19 protein-coding genes are annotated in these 19,278 nt (G+C 67.9%); 12 read left to right on the plus strand and 7 right to left on the minus strand.

What is annotated here, in order from left to right; all coding sequences use genetic code 11:
* Positions 1-42: 42 nt before the first annotated feature.
* The 3 genes from TRAD_RS16240 to TRAD_RS03580 all read right to left on the minus strand — a co-directional run bounded on the left by TRAD_RS16240 (position 43) and on the right by TRAD_RS03580 (position 1,588).
* Positions 43-213 (minus strand): hypothetical protein, encoded by a 171-nt coding sequence (locus TRAD_RS16240; RefSeq protein WP_013177223.1) that lies wholly within the window; start codon positions 211-213, stop codon positions 43-45.
* A gap of 25 nt (positions 214-238) precedes the next feature.
* On the minus strand, positions 239-514 hold the full coding sequence (locus TRAD_RS16245; RefSeq protein WP_013177224.1) for a hypothetical protein: 276 nt from the start codon (positions 512-514) through the stop codon (positions 239-241).
* Between the two features lie 132 nt (positions 515-646).
* Positions 647-1,588 carry an ArsR/SmtB family transcription factor gene (locus TRAD_RS03580; protein ID WP_013177225.1) on the minus strand — a complete coding sequence of 314 codons (942 nt, stop codon included), beginning with the start codon at positions 1,586-1,588 and terminating at the stop codon, positions 647-649.
* 465 nt (positions 1,589-2,053) lie between these two features.
* Here TRAD_RS03580 and TRAD_RS03585 point away from each other — a divergent pair, with 465 nt between their 5' ends.
* The 5 genes from TRAD_RS03585 (at position 2,054) to TRAD_RS03605 (ending at position 8,309) form a co-directional block, all read left to right on the plus strand.
* Positions 2,054-3,916 carry a glycoside hydrolase family 2 protein gene (locus TRAD_RS03585; protein WP_013177226.1) on the plus strand — a complete coding sequence of 621 codons (1,863 nt, stop codon included), beginning with the start codon at positions 2,054-2,056 and terminating at the stop codon, positions 3,914-3,916.
* 224 nt (positions 3,917-4,140) lie between these two features.
* Positions 4,141-5,403 carry an ABC transporter substrate-binding protein gene (locus TRAD_RS03590; RefSeq protein WP_013177227.1) on the plus strand — a complete coding sequence of 421 codons (1,263 nt, stop codon included), beginning with the start codon at positions 4,141-4,143 and terminating at the stop codon, positions 5,401-5,403.
* A 50-nt stretch (positions 5,404-5,453) separates the two neighbouring features.
* Positions 5,454-6,401 (plus strand): carbohydrate ABC transporter permease, encoded by a 948-nt coding sequence (locus TRAD_RS03595; protein WP_013177228.1) that lies wholly within the window; start codon positions 5,454-5,456, stop codon positions 6,399-6,401.
* A 32-nt stretch (positions 6,402-6,433) separates the two neighbouring features.
* Complete coding sequence (locus tag TRAD_RS03600; RefSeq protein WP_013177229.1) at positions 6,434-7,279, plus strand: carbohydrate ABC transporter permease; 846 nt, start codon at positions 6,434-6,436, stop codon at positions 7,277-7,279.
* Between the two features lie 67 nt (positions 7,280-7,346).
* Positions 7,347-8,309 (plus strand): family 43 glycosylhydrolase, encoded by a 963-nt coding sequence (locus TRAD_RS03605; RefSeq protein ID WP_185095195.1) that lies wholly within the window; start codon positions 7,347-7,349, stop codon positions 8,307-8,309.
* Position 8,310: 1 nt separating this feature from the next.
* Here the strand turns inward: TRAD_RS03605 and TRAD_RS03610 are convergent, their stop codons facing one another.
* A complete protein-coding gene (locus TRAD_RS03610; RefSeq protein WP_013177231.1) occupies positions 8,311-9,309 on the minus strand; it encodes an SDR family oxidoreductase in 999 nt (332 codons plus the stop codon).
* A 471-nt stretch (positions 9,310-9,780) separates the two neighbouring features.
* Between TRAD_RS03610 and TRAD_RS03615 the strand changes: the two genes are divergently transcribed.
* The 7 genes from TRAD_RS03615 to TRAD_RS03645 all read left to right on the plus strand — a co-directional run bounded on the left by TRAD_RS03615 (position 9,781) and on the right by TRAD_RS03645 (position 16,291).
* Complete coding sequence (locus TRAD_RS03615; RefSeq protein WP_013177232.1) at positions 9,781-10,272, plus strand: YciE/YciF ferroxidase family protein; 492 nt, start codon at positions 9,781-9,783, stop codon at positions 10,270-10,272.
* A 178-nt stretch (positions 10,273-10,450) separates the two neighbouring features.
* The gene (locus tag TRAD_RS03620; protein ID WP_013177233.1) at positions 10,451-10,654 is read left to right on the plus strand and encodes a hypothetical protein; all 204 of its coding nucleotides are present in this window, start codon (positions 10,451-10,453) and stop codon (positions 10,652-10,654) included.
* A 149-nt stretch (positions 10,655-10,803) separates the two neighbouring features.
* Positions 10,804-11,661, plus strand: coding sequence for a manganese catalase (locus TRAD_RS03625; RefSeq protein ID WP_013177234.1), 858 nt, complete (start codon positions 10,804-10,806; stop codon positions 11,659-11,661).
* A gap of 95 nt (positions 11,662-11,756) precedes the next feature.
* A complete protein-coding gene (locus TRAD_RS03630) occupies positions 11,757-12,323 on the plus strand; it encodes an SRPBCC family protein (RefSeq protein WP_221401647.1) in 567 nt (188 codons plus the stop codon).
* A gap of 21 nt (positions 12,324-12,344) precedes the next feature.
* Positions 12,345-13,511, plus strand: coding sequence for a zinc-dependent alcohol dehydrogenase (locus TRAD_RS03635; RefSeq protein ID WP_013177236.1), 1,167 nt, complete (start codon positions 12,345-12,347; stop codon positions 13,509-13,511).
* Between the two features lie 177 nt (positions 13,512-13,688).
* Complete coding sequence (locus tag TRAD_RS15045; protein WP_013177237.1) at positions 13,689-14,849, plus strand: helix-turn-helix transcriptional regulator; 1,161 nt, start codon at positions 13,689-13,691, stop codon at positions 14,847-14,849.
* A gap of 191 nt (positions 14,850-15,040) precedes the next feature.
* Positions 15,041-16,291 (plus strand): NHL repeat-containing protein, encoded by a 1,251-nt coding sequence (locus TRAD_RS03645; protein WP_013177238.1) that lies wholly within the window; start codon positions 15,041-15,043, stop codon positions 16,289-16,291.
* Between the two features lie 161 nt (positions 16,292-16,452).
* On the opposite strand, the gene cysC is transcribed toward TRAD_RS03645, so the two are convergent.
* From cysC to cysQ, 3 genes are all read right to left on the minus strand, one after another.
* Positions 16,453-17,082 carry an adenylyl-sulfate kinase gene (cysC, locus tag TRAD_RS03650; protein WP_013177239.1) on the minus strand — a complete coding sequence of 210 codons (630 nt, stop codon included), beginning with the start codon at positions 17,080-17,082 and terminating at the stop codon, positions 16,453-16,455.
* Between the two features lie 9 nt (positions 17,083-17,091).
* On the minus strand, positions 17,092-18,303 hold the full coding sequence (sat, locus tag TRAD_RS03655; RefSeq protein ID WP_013177240.1) for a sulfate adenylyltransferase: 1,212 nt from the start codon (positions 18,301-18,303) through the stop codon (positions 17,092-17,094).
* Between the two features lie 104 nt (positions 18,304-18,407).
* A complete protein-coding gene (cysQ, locus tag TRAD_RS03660) occupies positions 18,408-19,238 on the minus strand; it encodes a 3'(2'),5'-bisphosphate nucleotidase CysQ (protein WP_013177241.1) in 831 nt (276 codons plus the stop codon).
* Between the last annotated feature and the right edge of the window lie 40 nt (positions 19,239-19,278).

The raw sequence follows: 19,278 nt of genomic DNA on the forward strand, positions 1-19,278 counted from the left end.
GAGGTGCGGGGCTCCTTGGCTTTGCGCTCTGGGCCGGGTGCGCTAGGCGCCGCTCTCCTCGCGAGTGCGCTTTTCGCGCTCTTGGCGCATCTCCTCTTCCCAGGCGTCGACCCGTTTTTTCTGCTCCTCAAAGGTGTCGTCGAGCTCGAGCTCTTTTGGGGTGTCGCCGTCGGCGTCGTCGGGTCTGGCGTCGTCGGCTTCGGGGTTGTCCACGCGGGCTCCTCCTCGCGGGGGGTGTTTAGAGCTCCTCGCGATCGTCGTACGTCAGCTCGTCCTCGATAAGGTCGTCTTCGATGGCCTCGAGCTCGTCGTCGTCGAGGTCGTCGCTGTAGTCCTCGTCGTCGAGCTCGAGCTCGTCCTCGTCGACCTCCTCGTCGAAGTCGTCCTCGTCGACGTCTTCGTACTGGTCATCGTCGGGGTAGATGTCGTCCTCTAGGGGTTCGGCGTCGGAGAACAGGTAGCTAGAAGGGGGCTGCATGACGGGCTCTGCGTTGAAGCGCTGCGCTGTGTTCATACCGGCTCCTATCGCGGTGTGGTCTTGACCCTCTGCTATTGTGAGCTGAGGCGCAAAACGAGATTGTAGGGCGGAGCAACGAGCTGCTCCCGACGCTCATTGCTCAGTACTCATTGCTCATCGCTGTGCTGCCTACGTGTAGCGCACCTGCAGCACGATGTCTTGCGGGTAGTTGCCGAAGCGCCGCCCGAAGAGGTTGAGGCCGCCGACGTGGTGGGCGTTCTCTTTGACGCCGATGCGCACCGCTATAAAGCGCTCGCCGTGGAGCCTGAGGTCATCCAGGGTGATCTCGGAGAGCCGGACGCCGTCGACGAAAGCGCCCTCCCGGGTGACGCTAAAGACCTTGAGGAGCCCAAACTGCGAGTTGCGGTCCTCCCACCAGTCGGGGGTGAGGTGCCCGCGCTGCCCGCCGAAGTCGCCGGGGCTCGTCCAGGTGCCGAGCTCGCGCCCGTTAAGCCAGACCGTGATGTCCGAGGGCCAGGGGGTGCGGTGCAGGGGCGCTTCGCTGCACACCTCGAAGCTGACGCTGAGGCTCTCCAGGGTGGCGCCCGCGGGGACGCGGTTGGGAAAGCGGTACTCGGCGTAGCCTTGATGAAACCAGAGGAGCTGGGCGCGTAGGCGCTCGGGTTCGAAAAACGAGGTGGGGTCGTCGAAGAGTCCGATGATACCCTCCTCGCTCGCCAGGCCACAGCTCGGAACGGCGCGCAGATCGGTGTAGGCGCCGATCGGCATGCTGATCTCGATCATCTGGGCGCCCTGGCGCCGAGACTGCGGGAGCCGTATGTGCAGGGTATCGACGGCGCGCGCGCAGATCTTTTGAGAGCCGCGCACGGCGGGTTTGCGTTCGGTGAGGAGCAACCCGGCGGCCTCGAGGATGCCGATATGCAGCGTCGCCGTCGAGAGCGGCAGGCCGAGGGCGGCGGCGATCTCGCTCGTGTTGAGGAGCTGATCGCTCAAGAGCTCCAGGATGCGCAGGCGCGGTTCGGAAGCGAGCGCCCGCAGCACCTCGTTGGCGCGGGGGTTGCGCGCGTCGGCCTGAAGGATAAGGTCGCGGGACGTGGGGGACTCGGTCATCGGTACCTCGGTAGTGGCAAGGCGAGCTCGTGGGGGCGGTGCCCCGACGCTACCCCCCTGGGAATGACCCCAATGTACGACGCCCGTGGGCGGCCTAGCGAGGTCGTGACGACGCCCGCAGCGCGCTCAGAAAGTCGAGCGGGAGTCGTTTTTATCACAGAAAAACATGCATAAAAACATGTGATCGTTTCTGGATCATTAGAGGCGGTGTGTCGGCTAGTCGTGGCGAGCCTTAGCCTAGCAGAAAACCGTCTCTGAAGGGCTTTTGAGGGGGTGTATTTGGGGGTGGACGGGTGGGGGCGGTGGGTTTGACAAAGGCGCGCGCATGTACTACACTGCGGCTCAGTAAGCTACAGGTAAACATGAAGCTTTTGGGTGGGCTCGAGCGCTGCACCTCGCGCGCTGTAGTGGCGGACGTTTGAGGCGCTTCCGTGCGGGCCCACCGAGGACGCGAAGGAGACTCCGTTGGACGACACCCCAGCTGTTCCCCCCGAGCCCCACCGCGAGGCGCCTGCAGGGGTGGTTGACGCGGCGTATCCGCGGCCGCAGCTGCGGCGCGCGGCGTGGCGGTCGCTCGACGGCCCCTGGCGCCTTGCGTTCGGTGACGCGCGCACGCCGGAGGCGGTCGTGTGGACGCACGAGATCACCGTGCCCTTTCCGCCGGAGTCGGCGGCGTCGGGGATCGGTGACGGCGACTTTCATCCGGTCGTGTGGTACGAGCGCCCCTTCACGGTGCCGCCGACGTGGGCGGGGCGGCGGGTGCTGCTGCACTTCGGGGCGGTGGACTACGCGGCGACGGTGTGGGTCAACGGGCACCTGGTGGCCACCCACGAGGGGGGGCACACGCCCTTTTGGGCCGACATCACGGACGCCCTCAGGGGGGAGCCGGGGGCCGAGCAGCGCGTGACGGTGCGCGCCGAGGACGACCCCTGGGACCTGCACAAGCCGCGCGGCAAACAGGACTGGCTCAAAGAGCCGCACGCGATCTGGTACCCGCGCACCACCGGCATCTGGCAGAGCGTGTGGCTCGAGCCCGTAGGGGAGGCGCGCGTCAGCGGCTTGCGCGTCACCCCCGACGTGGCACACTTTAGCCTCCTCCTAGAGGTGAGCTGCGCGCTCCCGAGCGCCTCTGGCGCCGAACCTGGCATCGCGCCGGGGGGTGAGCTGACGCTCGAGTTCACCTTGCGGCGCGGTGAAGAGGTCTTGGCGCGCGACACCGCCGCCTTGAGCGCCCGCGGCGCGCACGCCACCGTGCGGCGCACCCTACACCTAGACGACCCCGGCATCGACGACGCGCGCGCGCACCTGCTGTGGAGCCCCGAGTCGCCGACGCTGCTGGAGCTTGACGTGGTGCTCCGGCGCGAGGGCGAGGTGCTCGACCGCGTGGCGAGCTACACGGCGCTGCGCTCGGTCGAGGTGCGCGGTGGGCACTTTTTCCTCAACGGGCGGCCCTACTTTTTGCGCCTGGCGCTCGACCAGGGCTACTGGGACGACACGCTCCTCGCGGCGCCCTCGCCGGAGGCGCTCCGCAAGGACGTCGAGCTGGCCAAGGCGATGGGGTTTAACGGGGTGCGCAAGCACCAGAAGCTCGAGGACCCGCGTTACCTCTTTTGGGCCGACCGCCTGGGGCTGCTCGTCTGGACGGAGCTGCCGAGCGCCTACGCTTTTTCGCCACAGACCGCCGCGCGCCTTACAAGGGAGTGGTTGGAGGCGATCGCGCGCGACTACAACCACCCGTGCGTGGTCGCTTGGGTGGCCTTTAACGAGTCCTGGGGCGTCCCCGATCTGCCGCTCGTGGCGGCGCAGCGGCACCTCGTAGCGGCGCTCTATCACCTCGCCAAGAGTCTGGACCCGCACCGGCCGGTCGTCGGCAACGACGGTTGGGAGCACGTGGTCACCGACCTGCTGACCATCCACGACTACAGCCGCGACCCGGAGACCTTGCGCGCGCGCTACGGCACGCGCGCGGCCGCGCAGGAGAGCAGTGTGCACGTCCGGCCAGCCGGGCGCGAGGTCGTGCTCACGGGGTTTGAGGAGGCGGTGAACGTGCGGGAGGCGCCGATCGTCCTCTCCGAGTTCGGCGGGGTGCGCTACGCGCCGCCGCAAGCGGGCCAGGGTTGGGGCTACGACCAGGTCGAGAGCGAGGAGGCGCTCTTGGCGCGCTACCGCGCCCTCATCGCCGCGGCGTCCGAGGCGGGGTTGGCGGGGTTTTGCTACACCCAGTTCGCCGACACCTTCCAGGAGCAGAACGGGCTGCTCTATAGCGACCGGCGGCCCAAGCTGCCGTTGGAGGCGCTTTACGAGGCGACCGCGCAGCGACGGCACTAACGAGCCGCCGACGCGCGACGGAGGGGGGAGCTATGGCCTAGCGCGTACGAAGGGGTAAACCGCACGGCAACGACCAGGCCCCGCCTGAAGCGGGGGTGCAGTGACGCTAGAGGAGGCGTGATGTGGTAAAGCGGAACACGGTGCAGGAAAACAGGGTGAAGCGGCAAGCGGCGCGACGGCGTAGGGTGCAGCGGCGGTTCGGCAGGCGCACCCAGGCGGCTGCGATGACGGCGCTGCTCCTCACGGGCGGCCTGTCGCTCGCGCAGGTGACCTGCAGCGAAGAGGCGAGCGGCGCGCAGATCACCTTTTGGAACGGCTTTAGCGGCCCCGACGGCGAGTTTATGACGCAGATGGTCAACGCCTTTAACCAGGAGAACGAGCAGGGCGTCAGCGTCAACATGACCATCCAACCCTTTACCGACTACTACAACACCGTCAACGCCGCCCTAGCCTCCAGGACGCTCCCCGACGTGCTGCAGGTCCACCTCGACCAGATCGCCACCCAAGCGGTGCGCGGCACCATCCGCCCGCTGGACGAGGCGCTTCTAGAGACGCTCGGCGTCCGCGCGGACGACTACCCGGAGGCCGTCTGGAACGGCACGCAGTATAACGGCGAGCGCTACGCCGTGCCTTTAGACATCCACCCACTCGTGATGTGGTACAACCGCGACGCCTGGGAGGCGGCTGGGCTCGAGGACCCCGCGGGGCGCGTGCTGGGGGCCGAGGAGTATAGAGCGGCGCTCGAAGCGCTGAGCGAGCAGGGCGAGGGCGCGGTGGCGTGGTCGGTGACGACGGGGTTTCCCATCACCTGGATGTTTGAAATCCTGCTCTACCAGTTTGGCGGCGATCGCTTTAACGAAGACGGCACCGAGGTGGCCTACAACAGCGAGGCGGGGGTGCAGGCTTTGACCTACCTGCGCGACGCGCAAGCGGCCTTTTCGCGGCCCAACCTGCCGGTCGACGCGGGCGTCACGGCCTTTAAGCAGGGTCAGTCCTACACCGAGTGGAACGGCACCTGGCAGCTCGCCAACCTCACGGGTGAAGGGTTCGCCCCCGGGTGGGGGGCGCCGATTCCCAACATCGGCGGCACGTACGCGGTCACGGCGGGCGCGCACACCTTGGCGCTCGGCAACACGGCGACCGAGGACCCCGCGAAGACGGCGGCGGCAAGCTGCTTTATCGGCTACTTGAGCACGAACTCGCTCGAGTGGGTCGCGGGCGCGGGGCACATCCCGGCGAGCCTCTCGGTGCGCGAGAGCGAGGCGTTTCAGGCGCTCGAGGCCCAGGCCTCGTACGCGGTGATGGCCGACGCGGCGGTGTTCCCGCCCACCATCCCCGGGATCACCGACGCCCTCGCCCCCCTGGCGCAAGCGGTCGAGGCGGTGATGGCGGGTCAGCAGACCGACATCCAGGCGGCGCTCAACGACGCGGCCGCGCAAGGCAACCAGATCCTGGAGCAAAACCGCCAGCGCTACGGCGGTCGCTAGGTGCGGGGGGGGCGAGGTGCCCCCCTCTAAGCCGCTCTAAGGAGGCGCGTATGACGACCCACACCGAGGGCCAAGCGGGGGCGCAGACCCTGGCCACCCGCCCCGCCAAAAAGCGCGGGCGGGTCTCGCTGACCCCCTACCTGTTCGTGCTGCCGCACCTTATCTTTTTCGCCGCGTTTTTGGGTTGGCCCCTGTTTTACGGCGTCTATATCAGCCTGTTCAACTTCGACTTCACCCTGCCCAGCTTCCGACCCTTCGTGGGGTTGCAGAACTACGCCAACCTGTTCGACCCCACCAGCTTGCAGTACCGCGACTTCTGGCGAGCGCTGCGCAACACGGGCACCTTCATGCTCTGGAGCGTGCCTCCCCTCGTCGTGGTAGCGCTCCTCCTCGCCGTGCTCCTCAACGGCGACTACCGCGGCCGCAACGTCTTTCGCGCCATCTACTTCGCGCCCTGGTCGCTCTCGGCGGTCGTCGCCTCACTGCTGGGGTGGTGGATGTTTCAAGACCAAGGCGGCATCATCAACGTGGCTTTGGGGGCGCTAGGGCTCGGCCCCGTGCCCTGGCTCGGGGCGCTCCCCTGGGCGTGGATCGCCATTACGGTCGCCACGGTCTGGTGGACGGTCGGGTTTAACACCATCATCTTCTTGGCGGCGCTGCAAAACATCCCCAGTTCGCTCTACGAGGCGGCCGCCATCGACGGCGCGTCGGAGGTGCAGCAGTTTTGGAGCGTCACCCTGCCCTTGCTGCGCTCGGTGACGGTGTTCGTCGTGACGATTACGCTGATCGCCTCGGCCAACCTCTTCGCGCAACCCTTCGTGATGACGCGGGGCGGTCCGGCGGGGGGTACGGAGTCGGTGATCATGCGCATCTACGCCGAGGGCTTCGGCGCCTACCGGATGGGGAGCGCCGCCGCCATGTCCATCTTCGTCGCCGTGGTGCTGCTGGTACTCACCGCTCTAAACTTTCGCATCTTCGGCCGCACGGAGGTGAGTTGAGGGGTGCTGCACTCCGTGAAAGGAACCCGATAATGCAAGTTGCGCGACGCGCGGGCCGCGGGCGGCTCGGGTCGGCGCTGCGCTACGCCGTCCTGGTCGTCTTCGCCCTCTTTTTCACCCTCCCGTTGTTGTGGATGCTGGTGACCGCTCTTAAACCTCCCGCCGAGTGGCTGCTGCCCAACTGGGTGCCGCAAAACCCGACCCTGGGCAACTTCACCGCCATCCTCAACAACCCGGCGCTCCCCGTGTTCCGCTGGTTTCTCAATAGCGCCCTCTTGGCCGCCGTCGCCACCGCCGCGACGGTCGCTCTAGACGCGATGGCCGCCTACGCCTACGCGCGGCTGCGCTTTCCGGGGCGCAATGTGCTCTTCGGCGTGTTGCTGAGCACCCTGGTCATGCCCGGCATCATCTTCCTGGTGCCCAACTACCTGACGGTTGCGGCCTTGGGCGGCCTGAACACCTATTGGGGGGTGGTGCTGCCGGGGCTCGCGGGGGTGTTCGGGGTGTTTTTCCTGCGCCAGTTTTTCCAGTCGCTCCCGCGCGAGATCGAGGAGGCGGCTCTCATCGATGGTGCGGGGCTCTGGACGACGTTTTTCCGCGTCGCGCTGCCGCTCTCGGGCCCCGCGCTCTCGACGCTCGCCATCATCACCTTTTTGGCCTCGTGGAACGACTTTTTGTGGCCGCTCCTCATCGTCGGCAACGACCCCCTAAAGCAGACGCTGCCCGTCGGGCTCGCGCGGTTGCAGGGGGCGTACACCTTCCAGTACGGCCAGCTCATGGCGGGGGCGGTCTTTACGGCGCTGCCCGTGCTCGTCTTGTACCTCCTGCTGCAGCGCTACATCATCCAGAGCGTCGCGGCGACGGGGCTCAAGGGATAGGGGGACACACGTGCTTTGGCGCACCGCTTTGGCAGTAGGACTCACGCTCGCGACAGGAGGACCCCTTGTGGCTGCGGAGGCCCCACCCCCCCGCTACACCAACCCCGTCGTCACGCCCGTCGCGGCCGACCCGAGTGTGATCCGCGCGGACGACGGCCGCTACTACCTCTACGCCACCCAAGACGATTGGGGCGACGGCGGGGGGTCGCGCTACGTGCCCATCTTTACGTCGCCAGACCTCGTAGAGTGGACGTACATCGGTGACGCCTTTTCGTGGCCGCCCGCCTGGAAGACGGGGGGCGGTTTCTACTGGGCGCCGCACATCACCAGGCGCGGTGACCTCTACGAGCTGTTCTACTCGGCGTCGCTCTGGGGGGACCCGAACCCGTGCATCGGGCTCGCTACCGCTCGGAGCCCCGAGGGCCCCTTCGAGGACCTCGGGCGGCCCGTCTTCTGCTCCGAGGACATCGGCGTGCGCAACTCGATCGACCCCTTTGTCTGGGACGAAGGGGGGAGGCGCACGCTCATCTGGGGGAGCTTTCACGGCATCTACGCCGTCGAGCTCGCTGAGGACGGCACCCGCGCGGTCGGCGAACCCGTGCGGCTGGCTGACACCCGTTTCGAGGCGCCGTGGGTCACGTACCGAGAGGGTTTTTACTACCTCTTCCTCTCGGCGGGGTCGTGCTGCGACGGCGAGTGGAGCACCTACACGGTCTACGTGGGGCGCTCCGAAAGCCTCTTGGGGCCGTATCTCGACGCGCAGGGGCGCGACCTCAACGCGGGCGGCGGCGACATCGTGCTGGCCGCTAACGACACGTGGGTCGGGCCGGGGCACAACGCCGTCGTCACCGACGACGCGGGGGCGGACTGGTTCGTCTACCACGCCATCCCGCGGGACGCCCCGCGGCTTCGTAACGGGGTCAACAACCGGCCGACGCTCATCGACCGGCTCGAGTGGCGTGACGGTTGGCCGCTCGTCGCGGGGCCGAGTGCGACCGAGCAGGAGGGCCCGGTCGTCAGCGCGCCCTAACCTACAGCTCGTTGTTGCGCGCCGCCGCGCGCTCGGAGAGCCGGGTCAACAGCGACGGCGCGAGCCTCGAAGGCACCTCGTGGGCGACCCTCGCCTCGTCGCCCCCCGGGGCGGGATCCGGCAGCAACCCGTTGGCGGTCGCCATCGCGGCGGCGACGAACCCCGGGAAGAGCGCCTCGGCGGCGACGGCGGCTCTGCCGTGAGGGGCGAGCACGAGCCGCGGGGCGCCGCGCCGGGTCGCCTCCACGATGCACCTGGCGGCCCTTTCGCCGCTCATCGAGACCAAGGGCAGCGAGTCGCTGAGCGCGAACCAGGTGAGCTCGAGCGCGTGCTGCCCCTTGACGCTCACGTTGCGGTACGACCCGGTGCGCGTGAGCCAGGGGCAGACCGTGGTCACCCGCACGCCTTCGCGCGCGAGCTCGGCCCGCAGCGCGTCCGAAAGCCCGACCAGGGCGAACTTGCTGGCGCTGTAAGGGGCGAGGTGCGGGACGGCGACCTTGCCGCCGATAGAGGCGATGTTGACGATGCGGCCACCCCGCCCCCTGAGGTGCGGCAGCGCGGCGAGCGTGGCGTAGAGCGGCCCCCAGAAGTGGGTGCGCATGGCGGCCTCGAAGTCGGCGGTGTCCATATGCGCGTAGGGGCCTACCTGGATGATGCCGGCGTTGTTGACGAGCACGTCGAGCCGGCCAAAGGCGCGCACGGTCTCCGCGACCGCCCGCTCGACCTGCGCGCGCTCACCGACGTCGGCGGGGAGCGTCAGCACGGCGGCCCCGTGGGCGCGCCGCAGCTCCGTAGCGGCGCGCTCCAAGGTCGCCTCCGAGCGGGCGAGGAGTGCCAGGCGCGCCCCCTCGCGCGCGAAGCGGCGGGCGAGCAGGAGCCCAAGCCCCCTCGAGCCCCCCGTGATGAGCACCACCTTGCCCCGAAAGCTCCCGCTGCGGCGGGCGCGGCGTAACGAGAGCGCGCCCGCAGCGAGGGAGAGCGCGCCGAGTACTGTCTTCACGTGTCACCTCCCCGAAAGCAGGCTAGCAGGCGGCGGCAGCGCGCACCTTGTCTTAGGCGGCTATGTCGGTCTTGGGCGGCTATGTCGGGCAGCTGGCTCAGGGCGGCCCCAAGAGCCCCCGCTGCCTTGTCCACGTTACCGCCCCTTAGCTTGGGGCTGCTGGACTTGCGAGGCGGGCAAGTAGTACATGCGTACCGCTCAGCCGTGCTGGCTTAACCCCACCCGTCACGAGCTCGCGCCGCTGGGGTCGGTGATGTGTAGTTCGGGCTACTGTCTGCGACGGACCTCATCCTTGGGGGCGGTGACGGCGCGCATTCTCGCGGGGGGCGGGCGGCGCGGGTGTACTAGGCGAAGTGGTACGCTGGCTTCTTTTACCCGCGACCCGGGCGTGCTACAACGGTGGAAACCTGCAAGCTTAAGAGCGCTGCAGGCCACTACCGTGGCGCGCCGAGCGCCACCTTTGGGGGGAACATGAGTCTAAACTCGCTCCAAGACCTCTTCGTCGAACAGCTTCAGGACCTCTACAGCGCCGAGGGGCAGTTTGCGCAGGCGCAGCCCAAGCTCGCCGAGGCCGCCTCGAGCAGCGAGCTCAAAGCGGGCATCATGCAGCACGTCGACGAGACGAAAAAGCAGCTCGAGCGCCTTGAAAAGGTGGCCGAACTCTGCGGTGTGGGGAGCCTCAAGGGCAAGACCTGCCAGGCGGCCAAGGGTCTCGTCGCGGAGGCGCAGGAGCTCCTGGAGGAGGAAGCCGACCCGAAGGTGCTCGACGCCGGCATCATCGCGGCGCTGCAGCGCGTCGAGCACTACGAGATGGCGGGTTACGGGACGGTCGTGGCCTACGCCAAGCAGCTCGGCCACGACGAAGCGTTTAAGCTCCTGCAAGAGACGCTCGAGGAGGAAAAAGCGACCGACGAGAAGCTCTCTCAGCTCGCCGAAACGGCGATCAACCAGCAGGCGGCTTAAGCGCCCCGAAAGAGCAACCGGTGGCACCGCGCTAGAGGTGCCACCCTTTTTTTCACGCCCTACTCGTCGCACGGCTTGCGACACATCACGCATGCGCTGCTGACATCGACCAACGCCGTTGCCGACGCATCGGAGCCGACGTCACAGGAGGCGTCAGTGAGGCGTCGAGGAGGTCAGGATGAACGCCACCCCACACCCGCTAGCAACGACCGAGCCGTGGTCCCTATGGGCCACCGACCAGGACGGTCGCCCTGGTCGCACCCCGGGACAGGCCGAGGGGGACGACCCGGAGGACGCGCCCGCGGGCGCGGAGCAACCTGCAGAGGAGACCGCGTCCCAGGCGACCCCCGACCAGGCCGAGGGGGAGGAAGAGGACGCGTAGCGCTTTTAAACCTCAGCGGCGCCGCCACCTAGCGTCGTCTCTGCACCCTAATACGCGAGCGCACGCCCTACCAGCCGACGCACGGCGCGCGGTTGTAGCGCGCCCGGCAGCCCCAGCGAAGACGCCAAAAAGGCGCTTGAGGAGAGAACATGTTTTACCACGACGGCAAGCTTCAGTACAGCGTGCGGGTGGATACGCCCAACCCCGTGTTCGCGCGGATGTTGCAGCAGGCAATAGGCGGCCAGGAGGGGGAGATCCGGGTCGCTATGCAGTACCTCTTTCAAGCGTGGAACGCGCGCGGCCCCAAAAAGTACCGCGACATGCTCCTTGAAACCGGTACCGAAGAGCTCGCCCACATCGAGATGCTGGCAACCGCGGTGGCTCTTAACCTCGAGGGTGCGCCCCCCGCGTTGCAAGAGCAGGCCGCCAAGGAGAACCCGCTCGTGGCGGCCGTTCTGGGCGGGATGGATCCGCGCCACTACCTCTCGGGGGGGTTGGGCGCTCTGCCGGCGGACGCCAACGGCGTGCCGTTTACCGGGGCTTGGGTCGTCTCGAGCGGCAACTTAGCGGCCGACATGTACGCTAACGTCATGGCCGAGGCGACCGGGCGAGCGCTGGCGACGCGGCTCTACGAGTTTACCGACGACCCCGGGATGAAGGACATGCTGGCGTTTCTGATCGCCCGCGACACCATGCACCAGCAGCAGTGGCTCGCGGTTTTAGAGGAGTTGGGTGGGCACACCGGCGCGCTGCCGATCCCCAACTCGTTCCCGCAGGCGCAGGAGAACGGCGAGGTGAACTACGCCTTTTTGTCCACCCACATAGACGGCCCGCAGACCGAGGGGCGCTGGACGCAAGGGGCGTCGCTCGACGGTAAGGGGCAGTTCAGCCAGCGCCGCGCCGAACCGCAGGGGGGGGAGCCGCAGCTCGCGCCGCCCGTGCCACAGGTGCACGCGCAGCTCGAGCAGGGGGCTGATAACCCCAAGAAGGGCGAGGTGCTGCGCTGATGGGACCCGCTCCCGATCACCCCGACGCCCCCACCCTAGCGGGTGACCACGGGGCAGGTGATCGCGACCGAAACCGCCGCGACCAGGGCGGAAAGGTGACGCTGCTCGTCGCCGGTGCCGCCCTCGTGGGGCTGGGCGTCGCGGTCGCGTTGGGTGCGCGCGCCCGCTCGCGGACCCCCAACGACCGGCGCATCCGTATCGAACAGCACGTCACCATCAACCGTTCGCCGGAGGAGCTCTACCGCGTGTGGCGCAACCTAGAGGGCTTGCCGCAGATCATGCGGCACCTCGAGTCGGTCAGCGAGCTGACCGAGGGGCGCTCGCGCTGGACCGCCAAAGCCCCCTTGGGTCAGAGCGTCTCGTGGGAGGCCGAGATCACCCAGGACCTTCCGGGGCAGATCATCGCGTGGCGCTCGCTAGCGGGCGCTGACGTCAAGAACGCGGGGTCGGTGAGCTTTACGGCGCTCCCCGGAGCTCGCGGCACCGACCTCAAGGTGGTGCTAGCCTACGAGCCGCCGGCTGGCAAGGTGGGCGCGGCGCTCGCCAAGCTCTTCGGCGAGGAGCCGGAGATGCAGCTCCGCGAGGACTTGAGGCGTTTTAAACAGCGCATGGAGACGGGTGAAGTCGCGACCACCGAGGGCCAACCCTCGGGCCGCGCCTAGGCGGGCATTGGAGAGGACGCCATGAAAGCACTCTGTTGGTACGGCCGCGGCGACGTGCGGGTCGAGCGGGTCCCCGACCCTGAGCTCCTCAACCCGCGCGACGCCATCGTCAAGGTGACCCGAACCGCCATCTGCGGCTCCGACCTGCACCTTTACGACGCCTACATCCCCACCATGCGCAAGGGCGACATCTTGGGCCACGAGTTTATGGGGGAGGTCGTCGAGGTCGGCTCTGGGGTCGACAACCTCGCCGTCGGCGACCGCGTCGTGGTGCCCTTTCCCATTGCGTGCGGGGGGTGCTACTTCTGTCAGAATGACCTCTGGTCGCTCTGCGACAACTCGAACCCCAACGCTCGCTTAGCTGAGGCGCTTTTCGGCCACGCGCCCGCCGGGATCTTCGGCTATTCGCACCTCATGGGGGGGTATGCGGGGGGACAAGCCGAGTACGTGCGGGTGCCGTTTGCCGACGTCGGCCCTTTCAAGGTGCCTGAAAGTGTAAGCGACGATCAAGTGCTCTTCTTGACCGACATCTTCCCGACCGGCTACCAAGCCGCCGAGGTCGCCGGTATCAGCGGCGGGGAGACGGTCGCCGTGTGGGGGTGCGGACCGGTCGGCCAGTTCGCCATCAGGAGCGCTCTGATGCTGGGCGCGGAGCGGGTGATCGCCATCGACCGCGTTCCCGAGCGCCTGGAGATGGCCAAGCAGGGGGGCGCCGAGGTGATCAACTACGAGGAGGTCAGCTCGCGCGACGCGCTCACCGCCCTCACCGGCGGGCGCGGCCCGGACGTGTGCATCGAAGCGGTCGGGATGGAGGCGCACGGCATGGGCGCTGCGGGCGTCTACGACCGCCTTAAGCAGGAGCTCAAGGTCGAGACGGGGCGCCCCCACGCGCTGCGCGAAGCGATCCTCGCGTGCCGCAAGGGTGGGGTCGTGTCGGTCGCCGGGGTGTTCGGCGGGTTTATCGACAAACTGCCGATGGGGGCGGCGTTTAACAAGGGGCTGACCTTCAAAATGGGGCAGACGCACGTCCACCGCTACTTGAAACCGCTGCTAGCGCGCATCGAAGAGGGCGCCATCGACCCCTCGTTCGTGATCACCCACCGCCTCGCGCTCGATGACGCCCCCGCGGGCTACAAGATGTTTCGCGACAAGCACGACGGCTGCGTCAAGGTGGTGCTGCAACCGTAGTTGTAACCGTAGGGGCGCCGCGACCCCTGCCAGGGCCAATAGCAGCCTCTGCCGCGTTTGCGCAGGGGCGCTTTGGTTTACCGTTGAGTTTGGGTGCTTCGCGGAAACGCTTCGGAGCAGGGCCACGATCAGGGCGGAGGGTGTCTTGCCAAGGCGGCGAAGGCGAGCCGATACGCGATGAGTAGAGACGTCGACAACGGGCAGGTGCAAGGGGGTGGGGTCAGCGACAGCGAGCGCTACCGCTTGGTGGTTGAGAACCTCAAGGACTACGCGGTTTTCACGATGGACCAAACGGGCCGGATCGACTCGTGGAACATCGGGGCGGAGCACCTGCTCGGCTACCGTGAGGAGGAGGCGCTCGGCGAGAGCGGCGCCATGATCTTTACCCCCGAAGACCGCGCCCTGGGGGTCCCCGAACGCGAAATCGCCACCGCCCGCGAGATGGGGCGCGCCGAGGACAACCGTTGGCACCTGCGCCGCGACGGCAGCCGCTTTTTCGCCAACGGTGTGCTCATCGCCCTCTCTCGAGAGGGCCCGGACGGAAAGGCGATCGTCGGGTTCGCCAAGATCATGCACGACGAGACCCGCCGCCTCGAGCAAGACGAGGCGCTGCGCCGCGCTAAGAACGAGCTCGAGCAGCGGGTGGCGGAGCGCACCGAGGCGCTGCGCCGCTCCGAGGCGCGTTTTTCCAAGGCGTTTCACGCGAGCCCCGCACCGACGGTGATCATCCGCCTCGCCGACGAGCGCTTTTTGGACGTCAACGCCAGCTTCTTAAGCGCTACGGGTTACGAACGCGATGAGGTCGTCGGGCGCACCCTCGCCGAGGTCGGTCTCTACGACGACGCGCCGGGGCGCGATTACGCCGCCGATCTCCTGCACCGCGGGAGTCCGGTGCCGCTGCACGAAACCGAGGTGCGGACGAAAGCGGGGGGGCGCCTGAGCGTCATGGCGGCAAACGAGCTGATCGAGCTCGAGGGGGAGATGTGTCGGCTCGACATCTTTATCGACATCAGCGCCCGCAAGCGCTCCGAAGAGGAGCTGATGGAGGCGATTCAGGAGGTCATGTCGGACACCGCCTGGTTTAGCCGCCAAGTCATGGAGAAGCTCGCGCAGCTGCGCTCGGGGAGCGTCGCGCTGAGCGGCACCGAGGCGCTCACCCCGCGTGAGCAGCAGGTCCTGGGGCGCATCGCCAAGGGTCTTAGCAACAGCGCCATCAGCCAAGAGCTCGGGCTCGCCCCGCAGACGGTGCGCAACTACGTCGCGAGCATCTACCAGAAGCTCGGCGTCCGCTCGCGCGCCGAGGCGGTGGTGTGGGCCAGGGAGCGCGGGCTCGGCTAGACCCGCGCCGATGGGTGCCGACACGGCTACCTCGCCCCTGTGGGGGTCGTGGGTTAAAAGCGTATGAAACAACTTTAATGAAGTAATGTTAAAGGCGGCCGAGCGAGGGGCTTTTTATAGTGAGGCCATCGGTCGCGCTCCCTCCCCCCCTACCCCTACCCCCTCCCGCGCGCGTACCAGGAAGAGGTCTTATGCTCTGCGCTCGCGTCTGGCTCGTTCTGCTCGTCTTGCTTACCGCGTGCGGCTCCGCGCCGCCGGTTCCGGCTGAACCCAAACCCCCTTCGGAGCCGCAGTTCGGCTCGAGCGGCGACGACACCGCCGTCGGCGTCGCGCTAGCGGGCGAAGGGGACGTCTACGTCGTCGGCAACAGCGAACGCTTCGACACCTGGCCGATCGACGACCGCGTCTTTCTGCGCCGCTACACGCGTGAGGGGAGGCTGCAGTGGGAGCTGTTGATGGAGCCCGAGGCGGGCACCGAGGGGTACGCCTTCTACCCCGACGCGCTCGCGGTCGCCGCCGACGGTGAGGGCAGCGCCTACGTCGCGTGGGCTGCCGCCTATCAGGGGCACCCCGTAAAACCCGACTTCGAACGCGTGTACCTGACCAAAGTCAGCCGGCGCGGGGAGCGGCTGTGGCAGCGCCGCACGGACCCCGTCACGGGGCTCGCCGTGGATGGGGCGGGGAACGTCTTCGTCGCTGCAGGCGGGGAGGGGCACCTCATCAAGCTGACGCCCTCCGGCGGCGTCGTGTGGGAGCGTTCGGGGTTCGCCGTACCGACCGGCGTGACCGTGACGACCGCCGGTGACGTCGCGGTCATCCGCGAGGATGGGGTGGTGGCGAAGTACACGAGCAACGGCGAACCGCTCTGGCAGAAGCGGGTCTTCAGCAGCGAAGGCGAGGGCCCTTATGGGCGCAAGATCGCCGCGGGAACCGCAGGGGGGCTCTACGTGGTGGGCAAGCACGTCTACCACGCCACGTCACGGCCGAGCTGCGAGGGGGCGACGCGCTACGAGGAGCGGGCCTATGTGCGCCTCTATCACCTCGGCCCCGACGGCGCGGCGCGTTGGACCCGAGACGTCACCGACAACCACTGGGTCGAAGACGGCTGCCTCGGGAGTTTCGGTTGGAACCCCGCGACGGCGCTCTCGGTCGCAGCGGACGCCGTGGGGAACGTCTTCGTCGCGAGCGGCGTCGCTAGAGCGACCGACAACCCCTTCCGTCCGACCATCACCGACGCGCTGCTCGTCAAGTACACGCCCGCGGGCGAACGCGCGTGGCAGCGGACCTTCGGCGCGGATCAGGACGACTACGCCACGGGGGTCGCCGCTCGCGGTGAGGGGGAGGTGTACGTCGTCGGCGTCACCACTGGGGATGAGGGCGGCTACCGCGACGCTTTTGTCCACCGCGTCGATGGCGCCGGCGACCGCGTCTGGGGTCGCTAGCGCCGCACCGACCCGGGGAGGACAAAAGAGCGAGGCGTCGCCTCGCTCATCGCCTCGCTGCGTCTGGCGGCTAACCCGTGGTTAGCCCCCTCACCGATCCCAACGCGGTCTTATGTGGGGGCCATGTGGGGTTCAGGGTGACGACGCGCCTAGCGGCGGCCCTACGAACGCTTGAGGTACCCGCGCGCCTCGAGCTCACCCAAGATCTGCGCGACGCTCTCCTCGACGCTCTTGCGGTCGGTCGGTAGGGTGATCTCGGGGTTTTCGGGCGGCTCGTAAGGGTCGTCGATACCGGTAAAGCCCCGAATCTGGCCCGCTCGAGCCTTTTTGTAGAGCCCCTTGGGGTCGCGCGCCTCGCACACCTCCAGGGGCGTACTGACGAACACCTCGATAAACTCGCCCTCCTCGACGATGCCACGAACCATCTCGCGGTCGCGCCGGTAGGGGGAGATAAACGCGGTCAGCACGATGATACCGGCGTCGACGAAGAGCTTGGCCACTTCGCCGATGCGGCGGATGTTCTCCTCGCGGTCCTCGGCGCTAAAGCCCAAGTTCTTGTTGAGCCCGTGCCGGACGTTGTCGCCGTCGAGCAAGTAGGTGTGGTAGCCGCGGCTGTGTAGCGCGCCCTCGAGGGCGTTGGCGACCGTCGACTTGCCCGCACCGGAGAGCCCGGTAAACCAGAGGATGCAGGGTTTTTGGTGCTTGAGCGCGGCGCGCCCCGCCTTGTCGACGCTCTGGACGTGCCAGGTGATGTTGGTCGCTCTGGGCGCCGGTGCTTGGGTTTGGCTCATCGGGGGTCCTTAAGCGGGCTGCTCGCGCAGGTCGCGAGCGCTCTGCGCTTCGGCTTGGGCGCGGTAAGCGCGGACGAGGATCTCGGCGACCTCCGGCCGGGAAAACTCGGGTGGGGGCAGCTGACCGCTCGCGAGCAGCGCGCGCACCTTTGTCCCGGAGAGGTGAACGCGCTCTTCGGGGGAGCTCGACGTCGTCTTGGGGGTCGCCATCTGCTGCGTGCGTTTGCAGAAAAAGGCGTGCTCGAACTTCATGGGGGTGATCTCGAGGCCCCCCTCGGGCAGCTCGTCGAAGATCCGCTGCGCGTCGTAGGTGCCGTAGTAGTCGCCGACGCCGGCGTGGTCGCGGCCGACGATCAGGTGGGTGCAGCCGTAGTTCTGGCGTGAAATGGCGTGCAAGATCGCCTCGCGCGGGCCGCCGTAGCGCATCGCGGCAGGGTAGACGCCCAGAAACACCTTCTCCTTGTTGTAGTACTTGTCGATGAGCACTTCGTAGCACTGCATCCGCACGCTCGCGGGGACATCGTCGGACTTCGTGGTACCGACCAAGGGATTGATAAAGAGGCCGTCGACGCTCTCCAAAGCCGTCTTGGTGATGTACTCGTGCGCGCGGTGGATGGGGTTGCGCGTCTGAAACGCGACCACCGTCTCCCACCCCCGTTCGGCGAAGGCGGCGCGCGTCTCGGCCGGGGTCCACTTGTAGTGGTCAAATTCCCCTTTGGGCAGCTCCGCGATGACCGAGATCGGGCCACCTAAGTAGACGTTACCCGCTTCCATCACCGCCGCGACGCCGGGGTGTTTGGGGTCGTCCGTGCGGTAGACCCGCCTCACCTCCTCGATCTGATCGGGGCGGTAGAGGTCGGTAAGCTCCATCACGGCGAGCACCTCGCCGCTAGGCCCCGCGAGCGCGAGTTCGCTGCCGACGCGAAGGTGCGCCGCCGCTTCCTCGCGCACCTGCAGGGTGATGGGGATGCTCCACACCGTACCGTCGGCGAGGCGCATGTCGCGGACGATGCTCGTGTAGTCCGCCTCGCTGACGAAGCCGCTTAGGGGGCTGTAGATGCCGGTCGCGAGGCACTCGAGGTCGGCGAGCGAGCGCTCCGAGAGCGTGACGCGCGGCAGGTCGCGGGCGCGCTCTCGGGCGTGTTCGCGCGCCTCACCGCGCACGAAGCGGTCGACCAGGGTGCCGCCGTGGGGGGGGATGAGGTGGGTGGAATCAGCCATAAGAACTCCTAACGTACGAGTATACAGGCCGCGCCCCAGGGAGCGCTCAGCGGGCGCACAACGCTCGCCGGCCGACCAGGGGCGCTTGCTGACAGCGCGCCCGCTTACAGGGCGCTCGGTTGCAGCGCGCTGCGTACGCGCTCGAAGAGCGCCTCATCCGCTGCGGCGATAAAGTAGGGGTTGCGCAGGTTCTCCTTGTTGTAACGCAGCCGCTCGCCGCGCGCGGCGCGCACAAAGCCGCCAGCCGCCTCGACGACGCACTGGGCGGCGGCCGTGTCCCACTCCATCGTCGGACCAAAGCGCGGGTAGAGGTGGGCCTGGCCGTCAGCGACCAAGCAGAGCTTTAACGACGAGCCGATCGACACGAGCGCGACCTCGAGATCTTCGCGCAAGGCGGCGACGAGGGCCTCGGTTTCGGCGCCCGCGTGCGAGCGGCTGGCGACGAGGTTGAGGGTGCCCCCCTGGAAACGCGCCGCCGTCAGGGGGTTCTGCTGCCCTGGTCCTTTAAACGCGCCGACGCCCGCCGCCGCCCAGTAGGTGAGCGCCAGCGCGGGGGCGTGCACGACGCCGAGAACCGGCGCGCCCCCCTCGATGAGCGCGATGTTGACGGTAAACTCGCCGTTACGCTTGATGAACTCTTTTGTACCGTCTAAGGGGTCGACGAGCCAGAAGCGTGGCCACTGGCGCCGCGCTGCAAACGGTACGGTTTTGGACTCCTCGGAGAGCACCGGCACCTCGGGGGTGAGCGCCTTAAGCCCCTCGACGATGAGGCGGTGCGAGGCGAGGTCGGCTTGGGTGAGGGGGGAGTCGTCGGCTTTGGTCGTCGTACCGAAGTCGGTGCGCTCGTAGACCTCCATGATGGCCACCCCGGCGCGTTCGGCGAGGGCGATGAGTTCGGCGGCGAGGTCTTTGGTGGCTTCGGGGTCGCTGGACATGGGTCTCCTTCGGTGGCCAGGTGGCCGCAGTGGACCGCCT

Source organism: Truepera radiovictrix DSM 17093, assembly GCF_000092425.1.
GTDB classification, from domain to species: Bacteria; Deinococcota; Deinococci; order Deinococcales; family Trueperaceae; genus Truepera; species Truepera radiovictrix.